This window comes from Acinetobacter sp. LCT-H3, assembly GCF_001866125.1.
Classification (GTDB): domain Bacteria; phylum Pseudomonadota; class Gammaproteobacteria; order Pseudomonadales; family Moraxellaceae; genus Acinetobacter; species Acinetobacter schindleri.
In genome coordinates, this window is record NZ_MODX01000007.1 from 59,620 (window position 1) to 75,715 (window position 16,096).

General features: G+C 41.6%; 9 protein-coding genes and 2 pseudogenes. 6 read left to right on the forward strand and 5 right to left on the reverse strand.

Annotated elements, in window-relative coordinates; all coding sequences use genetic code 11:
* Nucleotides 1-156: 156 nt before the first annotated feature.
* Nucleotides 157-1,494, reverse strand: coding sequence for an amidohydrolase (locus tag BK820_RS05645; protein WP_171260594.1), 1,338 nt, complete (start codon nt 1,492-1,494; stop codon nt 157-159).
* Nucleotides 1,495-1,854: 360 nt separating this feature from the next.
* On the opposite strand from BK820_RS05645, the gene BK820_RS05650 reads away from it, so the two are divergent.
* Both BK820_RS05650 and BK820_RS05655 read left to right on the forward strand, forming a co-directional pair.
* Nucleotides 1,855-3,084: an acetamidase/formamidase family protein gene (locus tag BK820_RS05650; protein ID WP_071320393.1), complete on the forward strand. Its 1,230-nt coding sequence runs from the start codon at nt 1,855-1,857 to the stop codon at nt 3,082-3,084.
* Nucleotides 3,085-3,335: 251 nt separating this feature from the next.
* The gene (locus BK820_RS05655) at nt 3,336-4,052 is read left to right on the forward strand and encodes a hypothetical protein (protein ID WP_071320359.1); all 717 of its coding nucleotides are present in this window, start codon (nt 3,336-3,338) and stop codon (nt 4,050-4,052) included.
* Nucleotides 4,053-4,084: 32 nt separating this feature from the next.
* Here BK820_RS05655 and ruvB read toward each other — a convergent pair whose 3' ends face one another.
* From ruvB to BK820_RS05670, 3 genes are all read right to left on the reverse strand, one after another.
* Entirely contained in the window at nt 4,085-5,086 is a 1,002-nt protein-coding gene (ruvB, locus tag BK820_RS05660; protein ID WP_071320394.1) for a Holliday junction branch migration DNA helicase RuvB, read from the reverse strand.
* A gap of 278 nt (nt 5,087-5,364) precedes the next feature.
* A complete protein-coding gene (gene ruvA, locus BK820_RS05665) occupies nt 5,365-5,967 on the reverse strand; it encodes a Holliday junction branch migration protein RuvA (RefSeq protein ID WP_008303701.1) in 603 nt (200 codons plus the stop codon).
* Nucleotides 5,968-6,084: 117 nt separating this feature from the next.
* Nucleotides 6,085-7,425 carry a deoxyguanosinetriphosphate triphosphohydrolase gene (locus BK820_RS05670; protein ID WP_071320360.1) on the reverse strand — a complete coding sequence of 447 codons (1,341 nt, stop codon included), beginning with the start codon at nt 7,423-7,425 and terminating at the stop codon, nt 6,085-6,087.
* 503 nt (nt 7,426-7,928) lie between these two features.
* Between BK820_RS05670 and purL the strand changes: the two genes are divergently transcribed.
* The 3 genes from purL to BK820_RS15750 all read left to right on the forward strand — a co-directional run bounded on the left by purL (nt 7,929) and on the right by BK820_RS15750 (nt 13,013).
* Nucleotides 7,929-11,762, forward strand: a complete 3,834-nt coding sequence (purL, locus tag BK820_RS05675) for a phosphoribosylformylglycinamidine synthase (protein ID WP_071320361.1) — start codon at nt 7,929-7,931, stop codon at nt 11,760-11,762.
* Nucleotides 11,763-11,881: 119 nt separating this feature from the next.
* Nucleotides 11,882-12,613: an abortive infection family protein gene (locus tag BK820_RS05680; RefSeq protein ID WP_071320362.1), complete on the forward strand. Its 732-nt coding sequence runs from the start codon at nt 11,882-11,884 to the stop codon at nt 12,611-12,613.
* 274 nt (nt 12,614-12,887) lie between these two features.
* Complete coding sequence (locus tag BK820_RS15750) at nt 12,888-13,013, forward strand: KGW motif small protein (RefSeq protein WP_004815134.1); 126 nt, start codon at nt 12,888-12,890, stop codon at nt 13,011-13,013.
* Nucleotides 13,014-13,316: 303 nt separating this feature from the next.
* On the opposite strand, the pseudogene BK820_RS15840 reads toward BK820_RS15750, so the two are convergent.
* Nucleotides 13,317-15,058, reverse strand: a pseudogene (locus tag BK820_RS15840) (FAD-dependent monooxygenase).
* Nucleotides 15,059-15,228: 170 nt separating this feature from the next.
* Here BK820_RS15840 and BK820_RS05690 point away from each other — a divergent pair.
* Nucleotides 15,229-16,083: pseudogene (locus BK820_RS05690) on the forward strand (LysR substrate-binding domain-containing protein).
* The last annotated feature ends 13 nt before the right edge of the window (nt 16,084-16,096 follow it).

A 16,096-nucleotide genomic window follows, 5' to 3' on the forward strand; every position in this document is an offset into this window, starting at 1 on the left:
GGGAAGCTGTAAATAGTACGGTAAATATCTACCTATGCTTATTCCGGAATATAAGAGAAGAGAGCTAATATTTAAATCAGAACAGATAAAAAAATGTTGTATAGAAAGATGAAAAAATGAATGAGTTCCAAAACTCATTCATTTGGATACATCATATTATTTCTTCTTTTTCCAATTGGCCTGCACCTGCTCAGCTACTTTTGGATAGTCCAGAATAAAGCGAACATGACTTTCTACACCGGTTTTCAGGGTCGCATCATCCACAATGAAATTCGGGTTATGGTTTGGTGCGGCCTGATTGATATCCTGATCGGCTGGTGTTGCTCCAACAAACACAAACAGGGATGGCATCAGCTGGCCATAGTAAGCAAAATCTTCACTAGCGCTAGCATTGTTGTCTAAAACATGCAGTTTATCTTCGCCATGCACACTCGCCAATGTCGGGCGCATCAATTCAGTCAAAATTTTATCATTGGTGGTGACCGGTGCATAGGGAGAGATTTCAACCTTAACCTTGACATCGTTGGCAGCAGCATTGTGTTCCAGCATTTTTGGCAAGTCTTTTAAAATGCCCTGACGCACATCTTCACTATTGGAACGGATGGTGCCGACCATATTAACCTGATCTGGAATGACGTTACCGGTGGTGCCGCCCTGAATGCTGCCAATACTGACCACACCCATCCCTTTGGTCAGGTCGGCTTTACGGCTGATCAGACTTTGTAAATTGGTCACCATCTGGGCAGAAGCATAAATCGGGTCTTTACCTGCCCAAGGCATGGAACCATGCACCTGACTGCCATTCACCTGGATGCGTAGATGATCGGCACTATTTAAAATTGCGCCATCTTTATAGAAAATATTGCCACTTGGCATACCTGCCATGACATGCATCCCGAAAATCACTTCAGGTTTTGGATTGTTCAAGGCACCATCGGCAATCATTTTGCGTGAGCCAATCTGATCGCCATGGGTAAAATTATCGATATCGGCACCGCCTTCTTCAGCCGGCTGAAATATAAATACCACTGTCCCCGCAATTTTATCTTTATTGGCGGCCAGAACCTTGGCTGCACCCAATAACATCGCAGTATGTGCATCATGTCCACAGGCATGCATCACATAAGATTCTTTGCCTTGATAAATGGCTTTTTGTTTGCTGGCGAAAGGCACAGGTGCAGTTTCTTTAATTGGTAGTGCATCCATATCCGCACGCAGGGCCATGACTGGACCCGGTTTTGCACCTTTCAAAACTCCAATCACACCAGTCTTGGCATAACCTTTGCGGACCTCAATACCATAGGATTTCAGTTCCCTTTGCACCAGTTCGGAGGTTTTAAATTCCATATTGCCCAGTTCAGGATGCTGGTGGATATGCTGGCGTAACTTGATGGTATGAGCTTCAGCTTTTTGCACAGAATTATCAATCCAGTCTGCCAGACTCATCTGACTGGCAAACGCAAGTGGAAGACAAAGGCAAAGCTGCTTATACATATTCATATCTGGGGAGAACCTTAAGAATCGGAGATGGTTAAAAGGATATTCTAGAATGGCATACTGGCTTTAAATTAACCAAAACCTGCACGGTATATAGTCAATACTTCTAAGGTATAAAGAGGGAGTTACCTTGCTGTTTAAGGAAATTATTCAGTAAGTTTTATTGTAATTTTATGTATCTCAGGGACATGTGGTTTTTCTCTCTTTATATACCTGCTTCCTATATTGAAATTTATTCAAAGAAGTATAGATCGATCAAATGATTAAATTTTGAATATTTATGATGGGGTATGTACCAGATTGGCATTAGGATTGCATGAAGTTAGCTTGCATTAATTTTTCATGGAATTTGAACATATGTTAAAACCTTTAGCTTTGTCTCTTGCTGTTGCAGCAAGCTTTTCTTTTATTTCTGCACATGCGGCAGCTGAAGATTTTAAAATTTTAAAACAGCTTGAAAGTAAACCAGTCTTACTCAAAAGTGGGGAATATAAAGGGAATTATTATGTTCCAAGCACCTTGAATACCATCACTTGGGGCTATTTACCTAACAAAGATGCCAAACCTGTGTTGACCATTCCATCGGGCAGCACTATTACCTTTGATACAGTTTCGCATGAAGGCTTGCTTGAAGACCAAGGACGTGATGCTGAAAAGTATTTCACTTCTAAAGGTGTGAAACCTGAGCATATTTTGCCTGAAGCGAAACTGATTACAGGTTCTAAGTTAAAGCACGATTTCCATAAAGATGGTCCACATATTATTACCGGACCTGTCTATGTGAAAGATGCGATGCCAGGTGATATTTTAAAAGTCGAGATTTTAAAAGTTGAGCCACGTGTGCCTTATGGTGTGATTTCAAACCGTCATGGTAAAGGCACATTGCCTGAGTTTCCTAAGAGTCAAAAGCATGATCATGCATCGCCTGCAAACCCAGAAGCCTATGGCAATGTTTCCATCTTTACTCCAATTGAAAAGAATAAAGAGGGTATTTGGGAAGGCGTTTTAAAAACCGAGTCAGGCAAAGCAATTCGTTTCCCATTGAATCCATTTATGGGTACGATGGGCGTTGCACCAAATACGAGCGACCCTGTGCATTCTGTGCCACCATCGTTCTATGGCGGTAACATTGATATTAATGATTTAACCGCAGGTGCAACGGCTTACTATCCAGTTCAAGTACCGGGTGCGTTGTTTTATACGGGTGATAGTCATTTTGTTCAAGGTGATGGTGAGGTCGCATTGACCGCACTTGAAGGTTCTGCACGTGCGACCTTTAAAATTACGGTATTAAAAGCGGGGAGTGACAAAATACCAGGTAAATCGTTGAAGCAGCCTTTGGGTGAAAATGATGAGTTTTGGATTACACCGGGTTTAGATGAAGACCTTGATGAAGCGATGCGTAAGTCGACTCGTGAAGCAGTACGTTTTCTTGTCGATGAATATGGTATTTCAGAAGAAATTGTTTATGCGTATTTAAGTGCTGCGACTGATTTTGAAGTATCGCAAGTCGTAGATAGAACTAAAGGTATTCATGCCATGATTCGTAAAGCGGACTTTAAAGAGTTTAAGAAAGACGCGAAATAATTTTTGAATAAAACTTAGAAAAATAGGTTTGTGCTTTTGCCAACTGATTTAGACATGGTCAGTTGGCTTTTTCTTTTGTAGTAGGAAATAGCAAAGTATGAGGTAACATTATTTAATTTTTATATATTTTGAAGAATTATGATAAAGTTTTACTACTATAAGCTAAATCATATAAGACTATCTTAATGGGTTTAAGAAGTAATTTTTTATCATAGCTTTTTTAATAATAATTAAATTTTTATGGGGTGAGAATGACGCAAAGAAAAGATGATAAATTTAGTCTAACGCTAAAACTTTTAATAGGCTTTTTAATCGTTTGCCTTTTTATATTGTTTTTATATTATGCATCAGTCTATCAAATTGCTATAAAAGAAAATGCAGTTGCATCGACGCTATCAAATATGTATGTAGTGGCAGCTACACTATTTACACCGATAGCAGCTTTGATATTCGTAAAAGACTGGAAAGAACAGCACAATAAAAATTTAGAAACGGATTTTGTTAAAACCGCTTTAGGTCATTTACGAAAAGTTGAGATACTCGAAAAACAAGTAAATATTGCCGTATCTGAGCTCCGTAATGAATGGAAAGAAGAAGACTTTGGACATTCATTTTTAGCTTTAAAAAATATTGATAGACAAGAATTATCTCAACAGTCATTTTTACTTTTAGAGTCGTTAAAAGAATTAGAGATTTTAACTAAAGACCCAGAGATTTCTATTATTGTTGAAACATATCAGGATTTTAATTTCGTATATGTACTTACTTTAGGTATGATAGGTTTAGTTGTAGATCGAGATAACTTTAAAGGCGATGAATCTAATTTTAATGATTTAAAAGAAATACTGAATATATCGGCACCTACTAAAAATGTGAAAATTGCCAATAAAAAATTATATGAAATTTTTGTTGGGACGGTTGAGTTAGGGATTAAATTAAAATTATTTATTTTATTAAAAGCAAAATAAAAAAGCAGCCTAAGCTGCTTTTTTACTTGCCTTTACTTCGGCTCAGGCGGCGTCATCCCAAACTGCAAATACGCCATATTAGTTGCTATACGACCACGTGCAGTCCGCATCACATAACCTTGCTGAATCAAATATGGCTCGATGACATCTTCCAATGTGCCTGAATCTTCCGCCATCGCAGCAGCCAACGCTTCAACACCTGCAGGACCACCATCAAAACGCTCAAGCAGCATAGACAAGTAACGACGGTCAAGCGTATCTAAACCATCTTTATCGACTTTCAGCATATCTAGCGCACGTTGTGCCATGTCTTGGGTCACTTCGCCTGTGCCTTTGACCTGTGCATAGTCACGCACACGACGTAATAAACGATTAGCAATACGTGGTGTACCACGAGAGCGGCGAGCAACTTCAAGCGCACCTTCGTCGGTCATAGGCACATCCATCAAACTCGCTGAACGTTTCACAATATGGGTTAAGTCTTCAACTGAATAGAACTCTAGACGCTGCACAATCCCGAAACGGTCGCGCAGCGGAGAGGTAAGCAAACCTGCACGTGTGGTAGCAGCCACCAACGTAAATGGCGGTAAATCCAGTTTAATCGAACGTGCCGCAGGACCTTCACCAATCATGATGTCGAGTTGGTAATCTTCCATCGCTGGGTAAAGAATTTCTTCAATGACGGGTGAAAGACGATGAATTTCATCAATAAATAAAACGTCACCTTCCTCTAAGTTGGTCAGCATGGCCGCCAAGTCACCTGCACGTTCAAGCACTGGGCCAGAAGTGGATTTGAGATTACCACCCATTTCACGTGCAATAATATTGGCCAGCGTGGTCTTGCCCAGACCGGGAGGACCAAAGATCAGGGTATGATCAAGGGCTTCTTCACGGCCACGGGCTGCACCTATAAAGATTTCCATTTGCTCACGAACTACTGGCTGACCAATGTAGTCATCGAGGGAGGTTGGGCGAATCGCACGATCAAACTGATCTTCGGGTTTTTCAGAACCACTGATGAGACGGTCTTGCATATCTAATAACTTAATCTCTTTATTGAAGCTGTTTGATGCTGCGGAAACAGCCTCAAATAATGATTTGTGTTTAGCTGCCATTGTGTAGGCGTTGTTTTACTTTTGAAAGATCAAAAGTAACAAAAATCTTTTGTTGAGTTGAGGGTACGTCCTGAACAGGTTTTAAGCACTGCTTTAAAACCTAGTGCAAGACAACTCAACTGGCGACATCCATGTCGCGAGTAATTTATATAAATAAGAGAATAAACAAACTTATTTAACATTAAGTCATTTTCCTATTATTTATTCATCGACTTTAATGCCGCACGGATAATATCACTGGCTTCAGTAAAATCACCTTTGGCTGCATTAACCAGTTTTTGGGCTTCCAGAGGTTTGTAACCCAATGACTGTAATGCAGCTTCCGCTTCTGCCACTGCAGAATTGCCAGTAAATTGGATTTGCTCAGTGGTAGAGTTGCTTGGTGCTGTACTTGAAGCCATGGCTTTAAAGCGGTCACGTAATTCAATCATTAAACGTTCTGCGGTTTTCTTGCCTACGCCGGGCACTTTCACCAGCGTATTCACATCTTCATGTTCAACGGTATGAATCAGCATTTCTACACTCAGGGTAGACAGAATACCAAGCGCCATTTTGGGACCAACACCGTTAACCTTTAATAAGGTGCGGAAAATAGTTTTTTCCTGTGCATTGATAAAGCCATAAAGTAACTGGGCATCTTCACGCACGGCCAAATGCGTCCAAAGGGTAATTTTCTGGCCTTTTTGCAGCTGGCAAAAAGTGGTCAGTGGCGTATCAATTTCATAACCGATACCATTTACATTCAACAAAACAGTCGGTGCTTCCAGTGCCAGCACTTCACCAATCAGACATCCAATCATTTTTTATAAATACTCAATTTCAATACGGGCATATTAGTCAGCATTCGGGCCAAAGGCAAAATACTGTAAATTAAAAAGTTGCGATTTGCCGAGATTATCAGCAAATCGTGTAAATCATTAAATTAATCCAGCTTTATTGCCATGCAGTTCCTGAGCCAGGTTGTAGGCCTGATGATCCGAAAACTTAGAAATAATATCCAGTACCTGCATGATATTGTCATAATGATCTGCATGGAACTGCACACCTGAACGGTTCAGAATCGCCATCAGGCGCTGTTCCTTGAAGCTCAAATTTTTATGAGGTGTGGTCAGTGGAATAAAGGCATCCAGAATGGTTTGCAGACTCTGATGGGCAATAATTTCCAGACCGGCTTTTTGTGGATGTTCAAAGATTTTGTCTCTCGCCAGTTCTTTGGCCCGGTTAATCCCGATCTCAATGTCTGAACTGCAATAACTTAGCAATGAGCCTTTTAGCTGGCCCATCAGAATTTCCTGCTGGTGATGGGCAAATGCCGTCGTGACTTCAGCTACCAGACGTTTCATTACCCGGCCACGCAGGGCAGCAATTTTTTGCTGCCAGGTTGTATCCGGCATCCCGATCTCGGAAGGTGGTCCATAATCCCCTAACAAATTTAAAAATACTGGTTCTACTTCGGCATAGCTGAGCATATTCAGACTGATGCCATCTTCCAGATCAATCAGGGCATAACAAATATCATCGGCAGCTTCGAGCAGATAGGTTAGGGGATGACGACAGTAGCGATATTCACCCAGTTGAATCAGTCCAAGCTGTTCAGCAATTTCTTTTAAAATCTCTTTTTCAGACTGATAACAACCAAATTTCGGACGATGGCTGGCTGGCGTATTGCCAGTAGGATCGATGGTCTGAGAGAGCCATGGATATTTCAAGTAAGCACCTAAAGTGGCATAGGTCAGACGCATACCGCCATCGTTAGGATGATAGTCAATCTTGGTCAGCAGGCGTAGACCTTGAGCATTGCCCTCAAACTGACGAACATCGGCTTCCTGTTCCGGACTTAAGTTTTTCAGGAAATCAGTATGAGAGGCATCATCAAACCATTCACGAATAGCGTATTCACCGGCATGGCCAAAAGGCGGATTACCAATATCATGTGCCAGACAGGCAGCCTGAATGATGGCACCGACATCGGCAGGAGAAATCCAGGGAGGTAACTGATCCTTGATTTTTTCCGCAGCCAGCATACCCAGGGAACGCCCAATACAGGACACTTCCAGTGAATGGGTTAAACGGGTATGAATGCCATCATGCTGAGTCAGAGGGTGGACCTGAGTTTTACGATTTAGCTGGCGAAAACTTTGCGAAAAAATAATACGATCATAGTCTTTATGGAACGGGCTGCGCGCCAGTTCAGAACTTTGCTTTTTACTGCCAATACGGACAGTGGAGAGTAATTCCAGCCAACGCATTTGAGTCATTTATCATTATTCAATCAATTCTTTAATGCATGATGCCAAAAATGGAGCTAAAAATATATGGAGTTGCGACATAAGTTGCCGTCTTAAAGTGAGATAAGAGTAAAGAGTGTTTAAAAGATGATTTTAATATTAAGATACTTCAATAGACGAAAAGAAATATTTATTTTCAAATAAAGGGAGTTTTTTAAGGTATTCGGCACACTGAAGCGAGTAAGAAAGTTTAATTCTAGATAAATTTGTTGTTGAAAAATAATACAATTTTGCGACTAAAAATAAAACTTTAACGGTTTTGATTTTTCTGCAAGAAAATGTGTTAATCTAATCGACTACATTAAATTTTTTTAACTGAAAATAAAAGTATTATTTTAAAAATCCTGACAGTTTAGCGATCAGATTTATTAATTCCTCACTAGCTGATTCCAGTATTTCACAGTAGAATATGCGCTCTCTCAAGTCACATTGTGGCATGGTTCACAAGACCATCCCGTGGAGCCAAAATCAGCATGTTTATCGTTGCCGGTGCACCTGCACATTCTTCTTTTAAGAAAACTCAACTACTTTCGCGTTTGTCGTCAATTAGTTCTGTTCAATCACTAGAAAGTCAATTTGTTTATCTTTTTGACCAAGCGCTCAACGAGCAACAACAGCAATCCGCTTTACAGCTTCTCAACGATGGTCAATCATTTGAACTGCACCAGGCTGCAAGTGATGAAATCCAGATTTTAGTCACACCACGTGTCGGCACGATTTCGCCGTGGTCCTCGAAAGCGACTGATATTTTCAAGAATTGTAATACACCGGTTCATCGTCTTGAACGCGGTGTTTTATTTACGCTGAAGGGTGTAAAAGAACTTTCTACAGAAGCATTACAGGTCTTGCATGACCGCATGACTGAAAGCGTATTTAACGCAATTGAAGATGCGGCTGCACTATTCATCGAAACTGCGCCAAAACCTTTGAACTCGATTGATATTCTGGGTCAAGGAAAAGAAGCACTGGTAAAAGCCAATAACGAGTTTGGTTTTGCACTGTCTGATCAGGAAATTGATTACCTGACAGAAGCGTTCACTAAACTGGGCCGTAACCCGAATGACATCGAACTGATGATGTTTGCTCAGGCAAACTCTGAACACTGCCGTCATAAAATCTTTGGTTCTGAATGGACTATTGACGGTGAAGTTCAGCCATTGTCATTATTCCAGATGATCAAAAATACCTATAAAGAATCACCAACAGACGTATTGTCAGCATATAAAGACAACGCATCGGTGATTGTTGGTTTTGATACTCAGCGTTTCTACCCAACACAAGAAGAAAACGGTCAACACGTTTATAAATACAAGAGCCAGGCTGCTCACATCCTGATGAAAGTGGAAACCCACAACCATCCTACCGCGATTGCACCATTTGCAGGTGCAGCGACAGGTTCAGGTGGGGAAATCCGTGATGAAGGCGCGACTGGTCGTGGTGGTAAGCCAAAAGCTGGTTTAACTGGTTTCACCGTATCTAACCTGAATATTCCTGGCTTTGAACAGCCTTGGGAAGAAAATTACGGTAAACCATCACGTATGGCATCGCCACTTCAAATCATGATTGAAGGTCCATTGGGTGGTGCCGCGTTTAACAATGAATTTGGTCGTCCTGCCTTAAATGGTTACTTCCGTACGTTTGAACAAAATGTAAATGGCGAAGTCAAAGGTTTCCATAAGCCAATCATGATTGCCGGTGGTTATGGTAACATCCGTTCAGACCATGTTGAAAAAGATGCAATCCAGCCAGGTGATCTTCTGATTGTTCTTGGTGGTCCTGCGATGCTGATTGGTCTTGGCGGTGGTGCAGCGTCTTCTGTAGACAGCGGTAAACTTGGTGAAAACCTGGACTTTGCTTCGGTACAACGTGAAAACCCGGAAATGGAACGCCGTTGTCAGGAAGTGATTGATACTTGCTGGCGCATGGAAGATCACAACCCGATCGTTTCAGTACACGATGTAGGTGCGGGTGGTATTTCAAATGCAATGCCTGAACTTGTGAACGATCACGAGCTTGGTGCGGTACTTGATCTGCGTAAGATTCCATCGCTTGAGCCAGGTATGTCTCCAATGGAAATCTGGTCAAACGAAGCACAAGAACGTTATGTGCTTGCGATCCGTCCGTCTTCATTAGAATTATTTGAATCAATCTGTGCACGTGAACGTTGTCCGTTTGCAGTATTGGGTGAAGCGACTGAAGCGCGTCATTTAACTGTTGAAGATCCGTTATTCGGCAACAAACCTGTGGATATGCCAATGCAGGTGATGCTTGGCGGTACACCACGTATGAGCCGCTCATACGAAACAGCTGAACGCAAAGGCGACGACTTTGATGCGTCTAAAGTGACTGATCTGAAAGATGCGATTTATCGTGTTATTAAGAACCCAACTGTTGCCTCTAAATCATTCTTGATCACCATTGGTGACCGTTCGATCACTGGTATGGTGGCACGTGACCAGATGGTGGGTCCATGGCAAGTGCCTGTAGCGGATGCTGCAGTCACCACAACAAGCCTTGTGGGTTATACAGGTGAAGCAATGGCAATGGGCGAACGTCCACCAGTTGCATTGTTAAACCCAGCAGCTTCTGCGCGTTTATCTGTTGCTGAATCAATCTCGAATATCATGTCTGCGAAGATTGATCAAATCAGCGACATTAAATTGTCTGCAAACTGGATGGCTGCTGCGGGTCAACCGGGTGAAGATCAAGCCCTATTTGAAGGCGTTAAAGCGATTGGTATGGAAATGTGCCCAGCATTGGGTATCGCAATTCCAGTCGGTAAAGACTCGCTTTCAATGCGTACCACTTGGGATGACGAAGGCGAAGACAAATCTGTGACTTCTCCAATGTCAGGCGTGATTACTGCATTTGCACCAGTCACTGATGTTCGTAAAACATTAACACCTGAGCTTAAAAACCTTGAGTCTGTACTGGTACGTATCGACTTGTCTAAAGGTCAATTCCGTCTTGGCGGTTCGATCCTGGCTCAGGTTTACAAAGCAATCGGTTCAGTAACTCCCGATGTTGATAGCTTCGATGACTTCAAAGCATTCTTTGCTCTAGTTCAAGACTGGAACAACCGTGGTCTGATCAAGGCTTACCATGACATCGGTGACGGTGGCTTAATCGCAACTGTTGCGGAAATGATGTTCGCTTCACGTCTAGGCGTAGCACTAGAAGAACAATCGGTTGCAGGTCTATTTGCTGAAGAAATTGGTGCAGTGCTTCAAATCGCGAAAGCAGATTGGGAAGCGCTACAAGCTGAAGTTGCAGCATCTACATTGAAAGATGCAATCAGCGTAGTTGGTACTGTGAACAATACAGACCAATTATCTGTAAATGGTCTTGTACTTGAACGTAGCGATTTGCAAGTAGCTTGGACTGAAGTTTCTCACCAAATCCAACGTTTACGTGACAACGTAGAAACTGCGGATCAGGAATTTGCATTAGTTACAGACAAAGCGCACAAAGGTTTGATTGCTCAACCGACATTCGACCTGAATGAGCAAATCGAAGCACCGTTCATTAACTCACGTCGTCCAAGCATGGCTATTCTGCGTGAGCAAGGTGTCAACGGTCATGTCGAAATGGCAGCTGCGTTCGACAAAGTTGGTTTTAGTACAGTTGACGTACACATGAGCGACCTGCTGGCAGGTCGTATCAGCCTTGATGATTTCGAAGGTCTGGTGACGTGTGGTGGCTTCTCTTATGGTGACGTATTGGGTGCAGGCGGCGGCTGGGCAAAATCAGTACTGTTTAACCAGCAACTGCGTGACCAGTTTGAGAAATTCTTCAACCGTCAGGAAACCTTCTCTTTAGGTATTTGTAACGGTTGTCAGATGTTGTCTCAATTGGCTCCATTGATTCCAGGTGCGGATGCATGGCCTCGTTTCCATCGCAACAAGTCAGAAGTATTTGAAGCGCGTAGCGTAAACGTTCGTGTAGAGAAATCTCATTCTGTATTGCTTGAAGGTATGGAAGGCTCAATCCTGCCAATCGCTGTGGCTCATGGTGAAGGTCGTGTGGTTGCATCAGCTGAAAGCATTGCTGCGTTGAATGCCAATAACCAGGTAATCATGCGTTATGTAGATAGCCAGGGTAATGCAACTGAGCAATATCCACTGAACCCGAACGGTTCGCCTGAAGGTATCTCTGGTGTGACCTCTAAAGATGGTCGTGCAACGATCCTAATGCCACACCCTGAGCGTAACTTCCGTGCAATCCAGCATTCTTGGAAACCAGAAGACTGGGATCAGGATGGTGCTTGGTTACGTATGTTCCGTAATGCTCGTAAATTTATTGGTTGATAGACCATGAGAAAAAGGGCGCTTCGGCGCTCTTTTTTATGTGGTAACTATCCATTAATGAAATCAAATAGTATGATTGGAAAGTAGACAATGAATTAAAATTTTAACAGTTAAATAATATGACTAATTTAATAGAACAAGTTGAAATTCTTCAAAATCTTTTAATTTCTGAAGCAACAGATGGTAATGAAAATAATGAAGAGTATCAGAATTTAAGAAAATTAATCTTGGACGAGCAAGCTATACAAAAGTTTGCACCAAAGTTTTTGAGGACATGTAGAAATCTTACTCAATTTTGGCAATTTATTAAGTTTGAATATTCGACGTATGCTGAACGTCGCGATTTTTTATGGAAATCATTTCAGCCTCTATTAGAAAAGCTTGAAATGTCTGAATCTGTGCCATCAGATGATGTAGTGAATATAATTGTTAAAAAGATAGATTCAGAATATATCAATACTCTTTGGCATAAAGCTTTGGAGCGAAGAAGTACTGATCCAGAAGGGGCTATTACATTGGCTCGAACACTTTTAGAATCGACCTGCAAATATATTCTTGATGAATATCAAGTTGACTACGGAAATGTACCTGATATTAATCAACTATATAGATTAGTCAGCAAAGAATTAAATCTAGCACCATCTCAACACACAGAACAGACCTTTAAACAAATTCTAGGAGGGTGTAGTTCAATTGTTGAAGGATTAGGCTCATTAAGAAATAAAGTAGGAGATGCGCATGGACAAGGTAAAACCAATTTTAAACCTTCGCCAAGACATGCTGAATTAGCAGTCAATTTAGCTGGGACAATGGCAGTATTTTTATTTTCCACATGGGATATTAACAAATAAAATTTAATAGTCATATTAAATAATAACTTAAATATATCTTATGGAAAAATTTTCATTTATTCAGTAAGATGTAACGACTCAACCACCATTTTTGGTGGTTTTTGCTTTTTCAGTATTTTCAAATATTTTTTAATCTCTCACTGAACTGGTTTGGATTTTGCTTTTATATAGGTATAGAGGTGATATTGTGTAATTTATGCACAATAAATATGCATTTTAAAGCAAAGATGATATAGATCATTTCAGTATCAACACTCATGTATGAGGTGATGACATGGCTAAAACACTCAGAATAATAGATAGAACGGAACTACGTCAGAAAGGTTGGTGGTTATTTGGTTTTGTTGTTGGTTTACAGGTGCTATTTTTGCTAGGCAGTTATTTGCTACAGGGTTCTTGATCATCAGATTTAATAAAAGCCACCGAGAGGTGGCTTTTTTCATTTTTGATTTTATGTGTGTATTACTTTTAATGAAGCGTCTTGGTTACTTTGAAGAATGAGAAATATATTCCGTAAAGTAACCAAAATCCTTTGTTAGCCTGATGGGCATCTATGTCCTACGAGTTGACGAGTGGCATCTATGCCGTAGGGTATTTTTAAAATAATGAGATATTAGGGAAAAGATGTATGATCTTAATGATCGACAACTGTGATTCTTGTACCACTAATAAAGAAAAACCACCCGAAGATGGCTCTTTATCTCTAAACAGTTAATTGAATTTGTTTCAACACCGCCTTCAGTGTATTCAAAAAATCAAACTGATCATTGGTACTGTCTTGATAACGCCATGCCACATAACCATCCGGACGAACCAGAATTGCACCAGAGTCATGAATTTCAGACTTGGCATTCCAGGTGCCATACACATCGCGGTAGTCACGTGAACCGATTTGAATTACATCCAAATAAGGTAAGTTCAGTGATTCGGTCGCCTGTTTCCAGCCTTTACCCGATAAACCAGTCAGCAGGGTAAAACGACCTTTACCGGTAATATCCAGAGTGGACTGCTTTTGATCATTGGTATTAACCAGCCAGGTATGTGGCACTTTAGCTCCCGGACATGTTGTTGCTTGCAGATAAAGCTGCTGATCACGCTCAAATCTTTCAGGCTCAGCTTCACTAATGACTGCATTAGAGGTATAGCGCTGATTTAACTCTACACCTTGCGCATTAAACTCATAGTTTTTAACTGCCAATGCTTTAAACAGCTTTTGACGGATTTCAGCACCTTGCTCATCTTCAGCAAAGATACGCTCCAGCATTTGTTTTTGTGTAGCCACGCCTTGATCAAAACCAAAGACTTCTTTCAGGTATTTATAGTCAAAACGTGACTGGTTCGCACGCGACACGATCTGTTTGCCCACAGGTGCACGTTCAATTGTATAGGAATCCAGCAGGGAAGGCGCAGCCCAGCCCTTGACTGCATAAGCCAGTTTCCAGCCCAGGTTAAAGGCATCCTGCAACAGGTATTTGAACCTAAACCACTGGATGGTGGATGACGATGCACTGCATCTCCGCCACAGAACACACGGCCTTTGGAATATTCGGTTGCCCAGGTCTGGTTCACATACCAGTAAGACAGTTTTTGAATTTCGACATCTTCTACTTCAGCACCAACAAATGTATTGAGACGTGCCCGAACCTGTTCTTCAGTGACTTGCGGCTCACCTTTGGAAATGTCAAAGCCCCAGCCCATAATCCATTCTTTCCATGGCGTAATGGCATGCAGTAAGCCCATACCAAGATCACCAAAGCTCGCTTCCGGATTGACAATCCATTGCAGGATGGCAGGGCGGTGCTGCACATATTTAGTCAAATCAGCCTTAAAGGTCACATACACTGTACCGGCACGGGCCATGACACCTTCCAATGGCAAACCAAGTTGTTCCAGTACTCGTGACTTGGCACCATCCATACCGACCAGATATTTCGCTCTTAAGCTAAATTCAGTATTGGTAATCCGGTTCAGGAAAGTTGCGGTCACCCCCTCTTCATCCTGTACATGAGAGAGATATTCAGTATTAAAGTTATAAACGGCGCCTCGTTCACCCGCATTCTTCACCAGTAAAGCTTCCATTTTTGGCTGAATCAGATCAACCAGTGGGCATGGACTGCCTTTGATATAGTCACCATGACGTTCATCACCGGTACCTCAGGCACTCATGCGTGCAATTTCTTCGCCAACCAGGCTGGTAGTAATCAGGCTTTCACCCATTTGTTCCCAAGGTGTAGCAATTTCTTTGACCTGTTCTTCAACCCCTAAATCACGTAATACCTCCATGGCACGTTGGTTAGTAATATGTGCGTGTGGACTATTGGCCAGCCAGCTAAACTGGGTAAACAGTTGTACCTTGATACCATAATTGGCTAAAGCCAAACCCAATGTTGAACCTGCAGGACCGGTACCAATGATCAAAACATCAGTGTCATAATGCTGTGTCATACAAGACTCCATGTATATGCGTGAAGAACAAGCCATCTATATGGTCATGCAGTCTAGTAAAACAGGATCTGTTCATATACCGATATTCATATAAACTATCGACCTATTCTTATTTGCAATGCGCGGGTCATAATCTTAAGATGCTGACCTGATCAGAAACCGGGCAGCTTATGGAACTTCGACATTTACGCTATTTTATGACTGTGGCGCAGCAACAAAGTTTTACCAAGGCTGCCGAAAAGCTGTTTACCGCTCAACCGTCATTAAGCCAGTAAATTAAGGATCTGGAACAGGAAGTTGGGGTGAACCTGTTTGATCGTTCATCCAGAAAAGTCAAACTTACCGATGAAGGGCGTGCTTTTCAGATCTACGCGGAAAAAGCACTAGAAAATGCCAAGCTGGCAGTGGCAGCAGCACGCCAGGTCGCACAGCAGAAAAATAATCAGATTCATATTGGCTTTCTGAATGTTGCAGAAATCAAGGTGATGCCTCAGATTCTGGCGCAGCTTAAAAAAACCATGCCTGACTTAAAAATTCACTTGCATAGCCTGACCTGTATGGAGCAGATTCAGCGGCTAAAAAATGCTGAACTGGATTTATGTATTACTCGTTTTCATCTGGATCATCCAGATTTTGACAATATTCATTTATTGACCGAACAGATTTACTTGGTAGCTGCTCAGCATTTGCATCCTACAGATCGAATCCTGAAACTACAGGAACTGAAAAATCACAATATAATTATGTGTGAGCAGAATGCTTCACTCGTGTTTTATGAAAAGCTGGATCAGCTGCTTGGTATTGATCAGCTCGAACATGAACAGCTACTGTGGGTGGCCAATGTGTTGCAACACATTAATCTGACCAATATGGGGATGGGTTTTAGTTTTGCTCCTGAGTATTTACTGAGATTTTTGAATGATCATGTGAAAATCATCCAGACGGATCAGGTGCTCCCAAAACTAGGCTTGTATGCAACATTTAACAAGAACTCTCAAAATCCTGCATTGAAGATAATTACCTAAGCCCTTAAAAGTA

Excerpts from the sequence above, each read along its gene's own strand:
- BK820_RS05645 (WP_171260594.1), bottom strand. The coding sequence starts at position 1,494 with ATGTATAAGCAGCTTTGCCTTTGTCTTCCACTTGCGTTTGCCAGTCAG.
- BK820_RS05650 (WP_071320393.1), top strand. The coding sequence starts at position 1,855 with ATGTTAAAACCTTTAGCTTTGTCTCTTGCTGTTGCAGCAAGCTTTTCT.
- BK820_RS05655 (WP_071320359.1), top strand. The coding sequence starts at position 3,336 with ATGACGCAAAGAAAAGATGATAAATTTAGTCTAACGCTAAAACTTTTA.
- ruvB (WP_071320394.1), bottom strand. The coding sequence starts at position 5,086 with ATGCAAGACCGTCTCATCAGTGGTTCTGAAAAACCCGAAGATCAGTTT.
- ruvA (WP_008303701.1), bottom strand. The coding sequence starts at position 5,967 with ATGATTGGATGTCTGATTGGTGAAGTGCTGGCACTGGAAGCACCGACT.
- BK820_RS05670 (WP_071320360.1), bottom strand. The coding sequence starts at position 7,425 with ATGACTCAAATGCGTTGGCTGGAATTACTCTCCACTGTCCGTATTGGC.
- purL (WP_071320361.1), top strand. The coding sequence starts at position 7,929 with ATGTTTATCGTTGCCGGTGCACCTGCACATTCTTCTTTTAAGAAAACT.
- BK820_RS05680 (WP_071320362.1), top strand. The coding sequence starts at position 11,882 with ATGACTAATTTAATAGAACAAGTTGAAATTCTTCAAAATCTTTTAATT.
- BK820_RS15750 (WP_004815134.1), top strand. The coding sequence starts at position 12,888 with ATGGCTAAAACACTCAGAATAATAGATAGAACGGAACTACGTCAGAAA.